The sequence below is a fragment of the uncultured Pseudoalteromonas sp. genome (assembly GCF_963922945.1).
Lineage (GTDB): Bacteria > Pseudomonadota > Gammaproteobacteria > Enterobacterales > Alteromonadaceae > Pseudoalteromonas.
In genome coordinates, this window is record NZ_CAWUKC010000006.1 from 40,119 (window position 1) to 54,622 (window position 14,504).

The 14,504-nt window shown below is 42.0% G+C and carries 15 protein-coding genes; 14 read left to right on the top strand and 1 reads right to left on the bottom strand.

Annotation, left to right across the window (positions count from 1 at the left end; all coding sequences use genetic code 11):
- Positions 1–21 precede the first annotated feature (21 nt).
- The 14 genes from flhA to AABI99_RS02545 are packed head-to-tail and all read left to right on the top strand — an operon-like array spanning position 22 to position 14,100.
- Positions 22–2,133, top strand: a complete 2,112-nt coding sequence (flhA, locus tag AABI99_RS02480; protein ID WP_338363094.1) for a flagellar biosynthesis protein FlhA — start codon at positions 22–24, stop codon at positions 2,131–2,133.
- Between the two features lie 22 nt (positions 2,134–2,155).
- Entirely contained in the window at positions 2,156–3,631 is a 1,476-nt protein-coding gene (gene flhF / locus AABI99_RS02485) for a flagellar biosynthesis protein FlhF (RefSeq protein WP_338363095.1), read from the top strand.
- The gene (locus AABI99_RS02490; RefSeq protein WP_338363096.1) at positions 3,624–4,484 is read left to right on the top strand and encodes a MinD/ParA family protein; all 861 of its coding nucleotides are present in this window, start codon (positions 3,624–3,626) and stop codon (positions 4,482–4,484) included. Before flhF ends, AABI99_RS02490 begins: the two co-directional genes overlap by 8 nt.
- Positions 4,485–4,510: 26 nt before the next feature.
- Positions 4,511–5,221, top strand: coding sequence for an RNA polymerase sigma factor FliA (locus tag AABI99_RS02495; RefSeq protein ID WP_338363131.1), 711 nt, complete (start codon positions 4,511–4,513; stop codon positions 5,219–5,221).
- A gap of 41 nt (positions 5,222–5,262) precedes the next feature.
- The gene (cheY, locus tag AABI99_RS02500; protein WP_338363097.1) at positions 5,263–5,646 is read left to right on the top strand and encodes a chemotaxis response regulator CheY; all 384 of its coding nucleotides are present in this window, start codon (positions 5,263–5,265) and stop codon (positions 5,644–5,646) included.
- Positions 5,647–5,661: 15 nt separating this feature from the next.
- Positions 5,662–6,429, top strand: coding sequence for a protein phosphatase CheZ (locus AABI99_RS02505; protein ID WP_338363098.1), 768 nt, complete (start codon positions 5,662–5,664; stop codon positions 6,427–6,429).
- Positions 6,430–6,444: 15 nt separating this feature from the next.
- A complete protein-coding gene (locus AABI99_RS02510; protein ID WP_338363099.1) occupies positions 6,445–8,670 on the top strand; it encodes a chemotaxis protein CheA in 2,226 nt (741 codons plus the stop codon).
- Between the two features lie 49 nt (positions 8,671–8,719).
- A complete protein-coding gene (locus AABI99_RS02515; RefSeq protein WP_338363100.1) occupies positions 8,720–9,862 on the top strand; it encodes a chemotaxis response regulator protein-glutamate methylesterase in 1,143 nt (380 codons plus the stop codon).
- Positions 9,855–10,619: a flagellar motor protein gene (locus AABI99_RS02520; RefSeq protein ID WP_338363101.1), complete on the top strand. Its 765-nt coding sequence runs from the start codon at positions 9,855–9,857 to the stop codon at positions 10,617–10,619. The genes AABI99_RS02515 and AABI99_RS02520 overlap by 8 nt, the downstream gene beginning before the upstream one ends.
- Positions 10,620–10,624: 5 nt before the next feature.
- Positions 10,625–11,590: a flagellar motor protein MotB gene (locus AABI99_RS02525; protein WP_338363102.1), complete on the top strand. Its 966-nt coding sequence runs from the start codon at positions 10,625–10,627 to the stop codon at positions 11,588–11,590.
- Between the two features lie 12 nt (positions 11,591–11,602).
- The gene (locus tag AABI99_RS02530; protein WP_338363103.1) at positions 11,603–12,373 is read left to right on the top strand and encodes a ParA family protein; all 771 of its coding nucleotides are present in this window, start codon (positions 11,603–11,605) and stop codon (positions 12,371–12,373) included.
- Positions 12,374–12,376: 3 nt separating this feature from the next.
- Positions 12,377–13,159: a chemotaxis protein CheW gene (locus AABI99_RS02535; protein WP_338363104.1), complete on the top strand. Its 783-nt coding sequence runs from the start codon at positions 12,377–12,379 to the stop codon at positions 13,157–13,159.
- A 24-nt stretch (positions 13,160–13,183) separates the two neighbouring features.
- Positions 13,184–13,681: a chemotaxis protein CheW gene (locus tag AABI99_RS02540; protein ID WP_338363105.1), complete on the top strand. Its 498-nt coding sequence runs from the start codon at positions 13,184–13,186 to the stop codon at positions 13,679–13,681.
- A 17-nt stretch (positions 13,682–13,698) separates the two neighbouring features.
- Entirely contained in the window at positions 13,699–14,100 is a 402-nt protein-coding gene (locus AABI99_RS02545; RefSeq protein ID WP_338363106.1) for a DUF2802 domain-containing protein, read from the top strand.
- Positions 14,101–14,182: 82 nt separating this feature from the next.
- On the opposite strand, the gene AABI99_RS02550 is transcribed toward AABI99_RS02545, so the two are convergent.
- On the bottom strand, positions 14,183–14,503 hold the full coding sequence (locus AABI99_RS02550) for an EscU/YscU/HrcU family type III secretion system export apparatus switch protein (RefSeq protein WP_338363107.1): 321 nt from the start codon (positions 14,501–14,503) through the stop codon (positions 14,183–14,185).
- Between the last annotated feature and the right edge of the window lies 1 nt (position 14,504).

A 14,504-nucleotide genomic window follows, 5' to 3' on the forward strand; every position in this document is an offset into this window, starting at 1 on the left:
AATTTATTGAATTGTAGAGTTATGGATTTTAAAGCGGTATTACAACAACTTAACAAAGATAAAAAAGAGTATGCCAAAGGCGTAGGCACACCATTATTAGTGCTTGCAGCCCTCGGTATGGTTATTTTACCGCTGCCGCCCTTTCTTCTTGATATATTATTTTCATTTAATATTGCCCTTGCCTTAGTTGTTTTACTGGTGACTGTTTACACCATGAAACCGCTCGAGTTTGGCATGTTTCCCGCCGTATTGTTAATCGCTACAATTATGCGTTTAGCTCTCAATGTTGCCAGTACACGAGTTGTGCTCCTTGAGGGGCACAACGGGGGCGATGCTGCAGGTAAGGTAATTGAAGCATTTGGCTCTGTGGTTATTGGCGGAAACTACGCAGTTGGTTTGGTGGTATTTTTAATTTTAATCATCATAAACTTTGTTGTAATCACCAAAGGTGCTGGGCGTATTTCTGAAGTATCGGCACGCTTTACGTTAGATGCTATGCCGGGTAAACAAATGGCGATAGATGCCGACTTAAACGCAGGCTTTATTAGCGCAGAGCAAGCTCGTGAGCGCCGTAGCGAAGTAACCCGCGAAGCTGATTTTTATGGCTCTATGGATGGGGCGAGTAAGTTTGTAAAAGGCGATGCTATAGCCGGCATTGTGATATTAATTATTAATATTGTTGGTGGCTTATTTGTAGGCATGATCCAACATGATTTAAGTTTTAGCCGCGCCATGGAAGTTTATACTTTACTTACCATAGGTGACGGCCTTGTTGCGCAGCTTCCTTCATTACTGCTCTCTATTGGTACTGCTATTGTTGTTACCCGCCAAAACGAATCGCACAACATGGGTGAGCAATTTAAAACCCAATTAGGTAACGAAAAATCACTATTTATTGCCTCAGGTATTTTGATCATTATGGGTTTAGTTCCGGGTATGCCACACATTGCTTTTTTAAGCTTAGGCGCATTACTTGGCTACTTAGCTTACTTTACGCAACAGCAAAAGCTAAAAGCCGCCGCTTTAGCAGAGCAAGAAGCGCAAAGCGGTGCAACACCAGGTACTGGTGTTGCAAATAAACAAGAGCAAAAAGAGCTAGGTTGGGACGATGTACAACAAATTGATGTAATTGGCTTAGAGGTCGGTTATAGGCTTATACCACTGGTTGATCAATCTCAAGGTGGCGAGCTGCTAAATCGTATTAAAGGGGTGCGTAAAAAGCTATCACAGGAACTTGGCTTTTTGGTACCCCCTGTGCATATACGCGATAACCTAGAGTTAGACCCTAATGCATACCGCATCACCATGATGGGTGTTTCAAGTGGCGAAGGCGAGCTGAAACATGGCGATGAACTGGCCATCAACCCAGGGCAAGTATTTGGTCCGATAAAAGGGGTTGAAACCAAAGACCCAGCGTTTGGTTTAGATGCAGTTTGGATAAAGCCTGATCAAAAAGATGAAGCGCAATCACTTGGCTATACCGTAGTTGATTCAGCCACAGTCGTAGCCACTCACATAAGCCAATTACTAACAAACAGTGCTGCATTATTGCTAGGTCATGAGGAGGTTCAAAACCTACTTGATATGCTAGCTAAAAGTCACCCACGATTAGTCGAAGGGTTAGTGCCAGACGTATTACCACTAACAACCATAGTAAAAGTACTGCAAAACTTATTAAACGAAGGGGTGGCTATTCGTGATATGCGCTCTATTGTTCAAACCCTTGTAGAGTACGGCCCGCGTAGCCAAGATGCAGATGTATTAACCGCTGCAGTGCGTATTTCATTGCGTCGTTTAATTGTTCAAGACGCTGTGGGAATGTCATCAGAAATCCCTGTCATAACCTTGGCGCCTGAGTTGGAACAGATGTTGCATCAGTCATTACAAAATGCAGGCGACGAAGGTGCCGGAATTGAACCAAGTCTTGCTGAGCGACTTCAAACATCATTAAACGAAGCGCATCAAAATCAAGAAATGGCCGGCGAACCTTCGATATTGCTAACGTCAGGAATGTTACGCACTGTGCTATCTCGTTTTGTTAAGTACACCATACCAGGTTTAAGGGTGATGTCTTACCAAGAGGTACCAGATGAAAGACAGATCAAGATTGTCAGCTCAGTAGGCCAACAATAAAGATTTTAACAGGGGTTGAACCATGAAGATTAAACGTTTTTTTGCCAAAGATATGCGCACCGCACTAAAAGAAGTTAAAGATGAGCTAGGTGTTGATGCCGTTATTATGTCGAACAAAAAACTGGCTAATGGTGTAGAAATTGTTGCCGCAGTAGATTATGACAAAGCAGCCCCTAAAGCCGCTGCCAAGCCTCAAGCAACGCAAGCTCCTCAAAGAGCAGTACAACAAAGTGCTCATAACTTTGTTAAACCAGAGCCTCAGCGTGCACAACCTGAGAAACAAGCGGCTGTTGCTGATAGTTTACAAGCTTTATTAGAGCGTCAATCACCTCGTCCTCGCTCGCCAGAGCTTGCGTCTATGTTTTCGCAATCAGGCATAGATACATCTGAGCATTATCAAGAACCTGCACAGCCACGCACGACTAGTATGTTTGCCCGCGAAGATGAAGCACCTAAACGTGTGCAAACCCAAGCAGATAGTCTAGGCTTTGATGACTTAGATAAGGACTTTGATGAGCTAGATGCTCCCGTACCACCACGCAGCCAAACTAATAACAACGAAAGCGCTCAAATGAGTGCAATGCGTGATGAAATGAACGCCATTCGCCAGTTGTTAGAGCATCAAGTGTCGGGGTTAATGCAGCAAGATATGGCGCGTCGCGACCCGACCCGTGCATGTATGATTGACCGTTTGGTTGGTATGGGAATAGACAAAGACGTTGCAGAGCAAATGGCCTGCTTTATTCCTGATGATGTATCGCGTCAGCAAGGTTGGAAAGCCTTATTGCAAATGGTTGAAGATCAAATGCAAACCACTAATAATGAAATCTTGCGCCAAGGCGGCGTATACGCACTTGTGGGCCCGACTGGCGTGGGTAAAACAACCACAGTGGCTAAACTTGCTGCACTAGGCGCGCAAAAATATGGCGCAGACAAAGTCGCCCTAATCACTACAGATACATACAGAATTGGTGCATACGAACAGCTTGCTACATATGGCCGTATTATTGGCTGTGGTGTTAAACAAGTAAAAGATGCCAATGAATTAGCTGAAGTTTTATATCATTTGCGTAATAAGCGTCTAGTATTAATTGATACTGCAGGCATGAGTCAGCGTGACTTACGTTTAACAGAGCAGTTGAATACATTAATGCGTAACCAGCGCGTAGATATACGTAGTTATTTAGTATTGAGTGCCACAGCACAAATAAATGTGCTACAAGAAACGGTCAGACACTTTAAAAAAGTTCAGCTAAGCGGTTGTATTTTCACTAAGTTAGATGAATCATTAAGTTTAGGTGAGATTATTAGTATAGCGATTCAAAATCGTCTTCCGATAGGGTATCTTACTAATGGTCAGCGTGTACCAGAAGATATACGCGTTGCAAATGCAGAAAAACTAGTAAAAAAAGCTGAGCAATTGTATTTAAAACGAGCAAAAGCACAACATTCAAGACGCCAAGCAGTGGCGTCAAGCACAGTAGGGATGTATGATTAACACAGTATTAGATCAAGCAAGCGGCCTGCGCAAAATGAGTCAAAATAATAACAACGGCGTAAAAGTTATCGCTGTCACTGGTGGTAAAGGAGGCGTAGGTAAAACTAATGTCTCTTTAAATACGGCTATCGCTTTAGGGCAGCAGGGTAATCGCGTATTGGTATTAGATGCCGATTTAGGCCTAGCAAATTGTGATGTAATGCTTGGGCTACGCGTTGAAAAAAACTTATCTCATGTTTTGTCAGGTGAATGCGAACTAGATGAAATTTTAGTTGAAGGCCCTGGTGGTATTAAAATTGTTCCGGCTACATCGGGTTCACAAAGCATGGTGGAATTAACACCTTCTGAGCATGCGGGCTTAATTCGTGCCTTTAGCGAACTCGATACTGAATTTGATATTTTAATTGTGGATACCGCCGCTGGTATTTCAGACATGGTGTTGAGTTTTTCCCGTGCAGCGCAAGATGTTATGGTGGTGGTGTGTGACGAGCCAACATCTATTACCGATGCTTATGCTCTTATTAAAGTACTGAGCCGCGAGCATGGCGTTTATAAGTTTAAAATTGTTGCGAATATGGTTCGTAGCCTGCGCGAAGGCCAGGAACTTTTTGCTAAATTATCTAAAGTAACCGACCGTTTTTTAGATGTCTCTATGGAACTTGTTGCAACGATTCCATATGACGAAAATATGCGTAAATCAACGCGAAAACAAAAAGTTATCGTCGAACTTTTTCCTAATTCACCTGCATCAGTCGCGTTTAAAACACTCGCGACAAAAGCTGTAAAATGGCCTATACCTAATCAACCTTCAGGACATTTAGAGTTTTTCATTGAGAAACTTGTAAACGGCTGATTATGACAATATCGGTGAAAAAGGCTATGGGATATCAATCAACACAAAACTTAAACGTGATTGTTGAAAAGCACGCGTCGCTTGTCAAAAAAGTGGCGTGTCATCTGATAGCTCGTCTCCCTCCTAGCGTTCAGCTTGATGACTTAATTCAATCAGGAATGATTGGCCTTATCGAGGCTACTAAAAACTTTGATGCTAGCAAAGGTGCAAGCTTTGAAACGTTTGCGGGTATTCGTATTCGGGGCGCTATGCTAGATGAAATGCGCAGAGGCGATTGGGCACCCCGGTCGGTACACCGTAAAAGCCGGTTAGTAGCAGAAACCATCACTGAATTAGAAAATAGTTTAAATAGAGAACCAAAAGATACTGAAGTAGCTGAAAAACTTGATATTTCGCTAGAAGAATACCATCATATTTTAAATGATGTTAATTCCAGTAAAGTGCTAGGCATAGAGGACCTTGGGGTGGACGAAGATGTTATTAACCCTGAAGGTCAAGATATAACGCTAGACAAACCATTTAATACTGTTAAAAATGAACGGTTTAATAATTCATTGTTAGAAGCAATAAAGTCTTTACCTGAGCGAGATGCGATGGTGCTTTCTTTGTACTATAACGATGAAATGAATTTAAAAGAAATTGGGCATATACTCGATGTAAGTGAATCGCGTGTAAGTCAGATACATGGTCAGGCGATGATTAAGCTCAAAGCAAAAATCAATGACTGGATAAACTAGTAGTAAGTAAATTATAGGTTAAGACCTCACCGGAGGATGTTTTGGATAAAAACATGAAAATTCTTGTTGTTGATGATTTCTCTACAATGAGACGTATTATAAAAAATCTGTTACGTGACTTAGGGTTCACAAATGTTCAAGAAGCTGATGACGGCTCTACAGCATTACCTATGCTGCAAAACCAAGCTTTTGACTTTGTAGTCACTGACTGGAACATGCCTGGAATGCAGGGAATAGATCTGCTAAGAGCTATTAGAGCTGACGATAAACTAAAACATATTCCCGTGTTAATGGTGACGGCAGAAGCTAAAAAAGAACAAATAATAGCGGCAGCGCAAGCAGGTGTTAATGGCTATATTGTTAAACCATTCACCGCAGGTACTTTGAAAACTAAATTAGAAAAAGTGTTTGAACGCTTAGGTTAATCAGAGGAGAGGCTTATGTCAGCACCAGCTGCGCCTCAAATTACATTAGAACAAGCCCGTCAGCTCGTTGTTTTTTTAGAAAATGGTGAGCAAGGTAAAGCTGATCAGTTAATCTTAGATACAGCTTCTCATGAGCAGTCGCAGCTTTTTGCTGAAGTAGGTAAGTTAACGCGCCAATTACATGAAGCCTTAAAAAGCTTTGAACTTGATACACGTTTAACCGATTTAACCACCGATGCAATTCCCGATGCGAAAAAACGCTTAAACTATGTCATGGAAATGACAGAAAATGCTGCAAATAAAACAATGGATGCAGTAGAGGCAAGTTTACCTATAGCCCAGCAGCTTGCAGATGAAATTGCACATATAAAGCCTACTTGGGATAGGCTTATGAACCGTGAAATAGAGCTTGGCGAGTTCAAAACTTTATGTCATAGCATCGACAAGTTTATGAATAACTCTCATCATAAAACTGATGAATTACAAACATTAATGACTAATGTGCTGATGGCGCAGGATTTTCAAGATTTAACCGGTCAGGTTATACGCCGAGTCATTGAGTTGGTTAGAGAAGTAGAAGAAAGCTTAATTCATCTTTTAACCGCATTCGCGGCGCAAGATGTCAGCATGGCTGAAAGTAAAGAACAACAAGAAACAGAAAAACAGGTTGCCGCACAAACATTAGCAGGTCCTGAAGGCCCTATTATTGATAAAGAGTCGCGAAATGATGTTGTATCTGACCAAGATGAGGTCGATGACCTTTTATCAAGTTTGGGCTTCTAAGAGGAGAGTAACTGCATGAGCTTTGAAGTCGATGAAGATATTTTACAAGACTTTCTTGTAGAAGCTGGAGAAATCCTAGAGCTTTTATCTGAACAGTTAGTTGAATTAGAAAACAACCCTGAAGATACTGAGCTACTAAACGCTATCTTTAGGGGGTTTCATACCGTAAAAGGCGGGGCGGGCTTTTTAGCAATGACTGAGCTTGTTGATGCTTGTCATGGTGCTGAGAATGTATTTGACCTTTTACGACAAGGTGTTAGAACCGTTAATTCAGAGTTGATGGATGTTATTTTACAAGCTCTTGATACTATAAATGAAATGTTTGCCACAATTCAAAATCGTGAGCAACCAGAACCTGCCGATCCTCAACTTCTTGAAACCCTACATAAGCTAGGTCAACCGCCTTCTGAAGACGAGCTTGTTGAAGTCACGCCTGAAGTGGTTGAGCAAGAGCCTGCAGCTCCCGTAAGCTCTACCGACGAAGAAGACCCATTCGCGTTTGATGAATTATTTGATACACCAGTTACAAACTCATCATCAGATAGCACGCAAATTGACGAAATTACTGAAGATGAGTTTGAAAGCTTACTTGATGAGCTACATGGCAAAGGCCAAAGCCCCGTGTCTAAAGTAGACTCTGGCGTTGAATCAGACTCAAGCTCAGATATTACCGATGATGAATTTGACAGCTTATTAGATGAGCTGCATGGCGTTGGTAATTTTGGTCCTGTTGCAACAGATACCTCTAGCAATGAGCCAGAAGTTACACACAGTTCACCACCGCCAGCGGCTGTTTCAAATGATACGGCTGATGATGAAATCAGCGACGATGAATTTGAAGCTTTACTTGATGAATTGCATGGCAAAGGGGGAGCTCCAGAATCAAAAGAAACCAGCGCGCCAGTATCTGAGCCAGTCAAAGCCGAACCTACACCTGCGGCACAACCCCCTGCACCGCCAGCAGCTTCACCCAGCGCTAAGCAAGCTCCAGCAGCCAAGGCCGCTGTAACACCAACACCTAAAGTTGTCGAAAAGCCAGCAAGCAATGCTGCGCCTAAAAAGGCAGCGCCGCCGCCAGCTGAAACCACGGTACGTGTTGATACCAAACGTTTAGACCAAATTATGAACATGGTAGGCGAGCTGGTACTCGTACGTAATAGATTAGTCAGTTTAGCAACCAATACTGATAGCGAAGCTATGGGTAAGGCTATATCAAACCTTGATGTCGTCACAGCAGATATTCAAGGCGCTGTAATGCAAACCCGAATGCAGCCTATCAAAAAAGTATTTGGGCGTTTTCCTCGCGTTGTACGTGATTTAGCACGCAGTTTAAATAAAGAAATTAATTTGCAGTTGGTTGGTGAAGACACCGATTTAGATAAAAACTTAGTTGAGGCGTTAGCCGATCCATTAGTGCATTTAGTTCGAAACTCAGTGGATCATGGTATTGAAATGCCTGCAGAACGTGAAGCTGCCGGTAAACCGAGAACAGGTAATGTGACATTATCGGCTTCGCAAGAGGGCGACCATATTTTGTTAACCATTAAAGATGATGGTGCAGGTATGGATGCTGAAAAACTGAAAAAAATAGCGATTAGTAAAGGCGTGATCGATCACGATCAGGCAAGCCGCTTATCAGATACAGAAGCATATAATTTAATATTCGCACCTGGTTTTTCGACCAAAGAAGAAATATCAGATATTTCTGGCCGCGGCGTAGGTATGGACGTAGTTAAAACTAAAATTACGCAGTTGAATGGCTCTGTCAATATTCAATCAGAGCTAGGTGTCGGGACTATTTTAGAGATAAAAGTTCCCTTAACATTGGCAATTTTACCTACTTTAATGGTTGTTGTTGGTGAGCAGACATTTGCCTTACCGCTTGCCGGTGTAAGTGAAATATTTCATTTAGACTTAACCAAAACCAATGTGGTTGATGGCCAACTTACGATAATTGTGCGTAAAAAAGCGATCCCGCTATTTTATTTGGAGCATTGGCTCGTTAAAGGCGCTGATTGCTCTCAGCGAAAAGCGCAAGGACATGTCGTTATTGTACAAATAGGCACGCAGCAAGTTGGCTTTGTAGTTGATTCATTAATTGGCCAAGAAGAAGTGGTGATTAAGCCTCTTGATGCGTTATTACAAGGAACGCCTGGTATGGCTGGTGCAACAATTACATCTGACGGTGGTATTGCGTTGATTTTAGATGTGCCTAATATGCTTAAGCATTACGCAGGATAAAATGTAGGCATATTTTTATGCCTACACATAAAATAAATAAGAGAGCGCAATGGCCGTAAAAGTTTTAGTTGTTGACGATTCGAGTTTTTTTCGCCGTCGAGTAAGTGAAATTCTCGAACAAGACAGTGGTATCGAAGTAATAGGTTTTGCTGTTAACGGTCGAGAAGCCGTTGAGAAAACCGCGCAGCTACGTCCTGATATGATTACTATGGATGTAGAAATGCCGGTGCTTGATGGTATAAGTGCCGTAAAAGAAATTATGGCGAGTAACCCAACGCCGATTCTTATGTTTTCTTCACTTACGCGCGATGGTGCAACAGCAACCCTTGATGCACTTGACGCTGGCGCGATGGATTTTTTACCTAAAAAATTTGAAGATATTGCGCGAAATAATGAAGATGCCATTAAGCTATTACAAACTAAGGTAAAAGAAATAGGTCAAAGGCGAGCGCCTCGCCCGGTTAGGTTCTCTACAGCAACTAAGACTACGCCTACAGCACCAAGCAAATCAGCAACAACTAGCCCAACGCTTAGACAACCTGACAGAAGCTTTCAACGTGCCAGCTCAGTACAAACAAGTCCATCAGGTATGCCCTCGCGAGCCAGCGGCAAACAGTACCAAATAGTGGCGATTGGCACCTCAACCGGTGGACCCGTTGCGCTACAAACCATTCTTACGCAGTTGCCTGCTAATTTCCCGCACCCGATATTACTTATTCAGCATATGCCAGGGGCATTTACACCCGCTTTTGCAGCACGACTAAATGGTTTGTGTAAAATACGGGTTAAAGAAGCGCAGCAAGGTGATAGGCTTGAAGCTGGCACTGCCTATTTAGCACCCGGTGGCCAACAAATGATGGTCGAGGGGCGAAGTGGTAATAAAACACTGCGTGTATTTGAAGATAGTAGTGAGCGGATAAGCTATAAACCAAGTGTTGATGTAACCTTTGCAAGTGTCGCTAAAAGTTATCAAGGTGACGTGCTTGCTATTGTATTAACAGGTATGGGCGCTGATGGGCGTGATGGCGCGCGAATGCTTAAGCAATCTGGGGCAACAATTTGGGCACAAGACGAAAAAAGCTGCGTGGTTTATGGGATGCCACAGGCCATTGCTAACGCTGGACTTGCCTCTGAGCACTTGGCGCTAAACGATGTGGCAGCAAGAATAAAAAGAGAGACAGGTTGTGGATAAGCTCTCTGTTTTAGGGTTAATCATTGCACTGGGTGCTATAGCAATTGGTTACTCTTTAGAAGGGGGCGTTGTCACGGCTTTATTTAATGGCCCTGCGATTATTATTGTACTTGGCGGCACATTAGGCGCTGTTATGTTGCAAACGGCTACAAGCACCTTTAAAAAAACGCTCAGCATGAGTCATTGGGTGTTTTTTTCACCCCAATACAATATTGAGCAAGCTATAGAGCAAATAAAAAGTTGGTCGCATAAAGCCCGTCAAGAAGGTTACCTAGCACTAGAGAATGAAGCGCTGAGCCACCCTGATCCTTATGCAGCCAAGGGGCTTAGTTTACTTGTTGATGGATGCTCTGAGCAAAAGCTACGCGATACTTTAGAAATAGATTTAATGCTTGAGAGAGACCGTTTGCTTGAAGCGAGTAGAGTATATGAAGCAATGGGAGGTTATAGCCCAACAATTGGGATTTTAGGAGCCGTATTAGGTCTTATCCAAGCAATGTCCTTTATTACTGACCCTCAAAAGCTAGGTGCAGGGGTCGCCACCGCATTTATTGCCACTATATACGGTGTAGGGTTAGCCAACTTATTATTTTTGCCAATGGCTAATAAACTCAAGCAACGAGTAGAGCAAAAAATGCTTTACCACGAAATGATGGCTGAAGGGGTAATTGCAATAAGCCTTGGCGAAAGCCCTATAAACATAGAATTAAAACTTGAAGCTTATCGCACAGAACGTCCAAATGTCGTGGTGGAGTAACGCTTATGCTACGCCGGCGCTTACGTCAATCAGCTGAAAAAAATCAACATACAGAGCGTTGGTTAGTCTCTTATGCTGACTACATGACCATAATGTTTGCGTTTTTTGTAGTTATGTATGCTATTGCCATACATAAAGAAGAAAGTTTTCAAATTCTCTCCGATTCCCTTGAACAGGTTTTTGACAAATCAGCAAGACAATACTCTCAGCAAGGTGAAGGTGTTACAGGTGAGGGGTTACTTACTGATCGGGTTACTCCAGAGCAAGAGTTATTGTACGGTGAGAGTATTCAAAAACAGGAGTCTGGCCCAGAGCTACTCGATGGGCAAAGTGATACCAGTAATATAAAACAAAAACATTTGGGTAAACCACTAGATAGCTTGTTAACTAAATTGCATTCTGCACTTATTGATGAAATACGTGATGGGGAAGCAAGCCTAGAGCTCAATCAAGATTGGCTAATTATTGAGTTGAGCTCTGGTATGTTATTTTCAAGTGGTAGCTCTGTAGCCTATACGCGAGCAAAGCAAGTCGTACAAATTGTCAAAGAAATTATTGCCCCTGTAGATAATTACATAAGGGTAAGAGGTTACACAGATAACGAAAGTATTCGCAATGAAATGTTTCGCTCTAATTGGGAATTATCGGTTGCGCGTGCCACCTCTATTTTAGTCGAACTTGAAACCTTGGGAATTAATCCAGCAAGAATGGCAATCGAGGGCTATGGGCAATACTCGCCGTTTGCCGATAACGATACAGCAGCTGGGAGAGCAGAAAATCGTAAAGTTGTTATTGCGCTTTCTAAATATGGATTACCTGAGCAAACACTAGAGAAGGAAACCGAGTCTGATAAACCTAAGGCAGAAACCGTTCCGGAGGCGGAGGTCGAACTTCCTTCTGATGACAATTCAATTAAAATAATTCGTTTACCCCATGGTGGTATCAGAATCACCACCCGCAATGATCAGTGATTAGGAATTAATGTGAAGATTTGGACTGTCGCAAATCAAAAAGGCGGCGTAGGAAAGACCACAACGGCTGTCAGTCTTGCAGGTATTTTGGCGTTGCAAGGTAAACGCGTATTACTTATTGATACCGATCCACATGCCTCATTAACTTACTATTTTGGAATTGATTCTGAAGATTTAGAAGTGAGTGTTTACGATATCTTTGCACGGGGTACAACGATGCAAAGCGAAGAAATACTCCAAGCTTTGTGTCCCTCTACGATGGAAAACTTAGATATATTACCTGCGACTATGGCTATAGCTACCCTAGATAGGAGTATGGGAAATAAATCGGGGATGGGGTTAATTTTAAAAAAAACGCTTGCAAAAATAAGTGAACATTACGATTATGCGCTGCTTGATTGCCCTCCTGTTTTAGGCGTTCTAATGGTAAATGCTCTAGCTGCGAGTGAGCGTGTTTTAGTGCCTGTGCAAACAGAGTTTTTGGCGCTAAAAGGGCTTGATAGAATGATGCGTACTATGGAATTAATGCAAAGCTCTCAAGCGAAACAGTATCAATATACTATAATCCCAACTATGTATGATAAGCGTACTAAAGCATCACTAGAAGCTTACAAAACATTACAAAATACTTATAAAGATAAGGTATGGCCTGGGGTGATCCCCGTAGATACAAAATTTAGAGATGCAAGCCTTGCACAAAAGGTACCCATAGAGTTTTGCCCACGCTCGCGCGGGGTGTACGCTTATAAAGCGCTATTAGAATATATAATTGGACAAGGTTAATAAATGAGTAAGCAATTATTTGCTAATGAAAAAATAATGACTCAATACTTAGGTGCACTGCTATGTGAAGAAGAACCTGAGGAAAACCTTGAGCCTGTTGCAAAACTACTTGAGCAGGTGCCAAGTGCCTTACAAAATGATGAGGTGCTTTTAAAACCCAAAGCGCAATTAAAAGTGACCGGGCAGCTTTATTCTGAGCAAGTAAAACAGGGTACTAGCGAGGTTGAAGCTACTATTTCACAAGCAGTGCCTATTGAGCCTGAGCAACTAGAAACACCTGAGGTGCAAACTCAGTTAAGTACCGACTCTGACCCTTTATTGCATAGTCAAGAAGATTACTTTGAAGGTGAATTTCAGGCTCTGTTTTTTGAAGTCGCTGGCTTAACATTAGCAGTGCCTTTAAAAGCGCTTGGCGGAATTCATCAATTAGGTGAAGTAAATCATTTATTTGGGAAACCAAAGTGGTTTAAAGGCGTTATGCTTAATCGAGATGAAAAGCTAAATGTTGTTGATACTGCACGGTGGGTAATGCCAGAAAAATATGACGAAAAATTAGAGGCGTCACTCAATTATCAGTATTTAATAACGCTTGGCGATAGTAATTGGGGTTTATTGGCAGAAAAGTTAATAAATAACATTACATTGAGTAAAGAAGATGTAAAATGGCGAAAAAACAGTGGTAAACGCCCTTGGCTTGCCGGTGTCATCAAAGAAAAAATGTGTGCTTTAATAGACGTAGATAATTTAAATGCACTATTAGAAAAAGGCTTAGACAGTCGTCAGTAGTAACGACCATTACGGGGTAACAGCATGAGCGAAGATAGACTATTATCAGCGAATAAAAACGCAGAAAACAATGATGAAATTTTACAGTGGGTAACCTTCAAGCTTGAAGAAGAAACCTATGGTGTAAATGTGATGCAGGTACAAGAAATTTTACGCTATACCGAAATAGCCCCAGTCCCGGGGGCACCTTCGTACGTTATTGGCATTATTAATTTACGTGGTAATGTCGTCACTGTTATCGATACTCGTGCCCGTTTTGGTTTGCCTGCAGCTGATACTACTGACAACTCGCGTATTTTAATTATTGAAGCAGAAGAGCAAGTTATAGGTATTTTAGCTGATAGCGTGTCAGAAGTTGTGTATTTACGTAGCTCTGAAATTGACAGCGCCCCTAACGTTGGCACTGAAGAAAGTGCTAAGTTTATTCAAGGTGTGTGCAATCGGGATAACGAGTTACTTATTTTAGTGGATTTAAATAAATTACTTAGCGACGATGAATGGGATGAGTTAAGCGACATTTAAGCTTTACCAATAAAACTATGTTGTTACTAAGTATCGCAATAGCAGCGCTGGGGATAGCTTTAATATCGTTGGCGCTCATAATTGCACTAAAAAATAAACAGTCAGCCGAGCTGAATGCAGTATCACAACAATTAAAAGATACCTCGGAGCAAACCCATATACTACGCAGTGAAATATCTGAGCTCAGAACAGGGCTGTTAAGTATTGGTAAGCGCGTACTCGAAGTTGAGCAACAAAATGAAGAGTTGGTACAACAGCAAGCCGCGCAAAAATATGACGACCCTGATGCAAAAATATATTCTCGTGCTGTAAAAATGGTTGAGCTAGGGGCTGATTTAGATGAAGTAATACGTGAGTGCGAGCTTCCTAGGGCTGAGGCTGAGCTTTTATTCTCGCTGCATAAGCAAAAGGACGCCTAGCGTCTTTTTGCCTTTAACAGTATTAACAACAATCAATCGTAATACATCAATATTCTAGGTATCGGTAATTTCCTCACCTATCTTACGCCTTAATATTTAACTTACCTTGAAAGTCCTGCCAGCCAGGTGGAAACTGCCCCCGAAGAACATAAGAAAAAGCAATTAATTCAGCGATAACATAATAAAGCTCTTTAGGTATTTCTTCGCCAAGCGCCAAATGCGAGAGAGTTTTAGCTAAAGCCTCATCTTGGTGGATCATAATTCCTTTTTGTTCTGCGATTTTAATTATTTCATCGGCCAACTCGCCAAACCCTTTTACACTAACCGCAGGGGTACTACCAGCTTCATATAACAGGCCAATGGCAGATTTATTATTAGGCGCAGAGGCAGTAGTATCACTCATG

Bases quoted from the DNA above. Each gene is read 5' to 3' on its own strand.
- AABI99_RS02525 (WP_338363102.1), top strand. From the start codon at position 10,625: ATGCTACGCCGGCGCTTACGTCAATCAGCTGAAAAAAATCAACATACA.
- AABI99_RS02505 (WP_338363098.1), top strand. From the start codon at position 5,662: ATGTCAGCACCAGCTGCGCCTCAAATTACATTAGAACAAGCCCGTCAG.
- AABI99_RS02550 (WP_338363107.1), bottom strand. From the start codon at position 14,503: ATGAGTGATACTACTGCCTCTGCGCCTAATAATAAATCTGCCATTGGC.
- AABI99_RS02495 (WP_338363131.1), top strand. From the start codon at position 4,511: ATGGGATATCAATCAACACAAAACTTAAACGTGATTGTTGAAAAGCAC.
- AABI99_RS02535 (WP_338363104.1), top strand. From the start codon at position 12,377: ATGAGTAAGCAATTATTTGCTAATGAAAAAATAATGACTCAATACTTA.
- AABI99_RS02545 (WP_338363106.1), top strand. From the start codon at position 13,699: ATGTTGTTACTAAGTATCGCAATAGCAGCGCTGGGGATAGCTTTAATA.
- AABI99_RS02510 (WP_338363099.1), top strand. From the start codon at position 6,445: ATGAGCTTTGAAGTCGATGAAGATATTTTACAAGACTTTCTTGTAGAA.
- flhF (WP_338363095.1), top strand. From the start codon at position 2,156: ATGAAGATTAAACGTTTTTTTGCCAAAGATATGCGCACCGCACTAAAA.
- AABI99_RS02540 (WP_338363105.1), top strand. From the start codon at position 13,184: ATGAGCGAAGATAGACTATTATCAGCGAATAAAAACGCAGAAAACAAT.
- AABI99_RS02515 (WP_338363100.1), top strand. From the start codon at position 8,720: ATGGCCGTAAAAGTTTTAGTTGTTGACGATTCGAGTTTTTTTCGCCGT.
- flhA (WP_338363094.1), top strand. From the start codon at position 22: ATGGATTTTAAAGCGGTATTACAACAACTTAACAAAGATAAAAAAGAG.
- AABI99_RS02490 (WP_338363096.1), top strand. From the start codon at position 3,624: ATGATTAACACAGTATTAGATCAAGCAAGCGGCCTGCGCAAAATGAGT.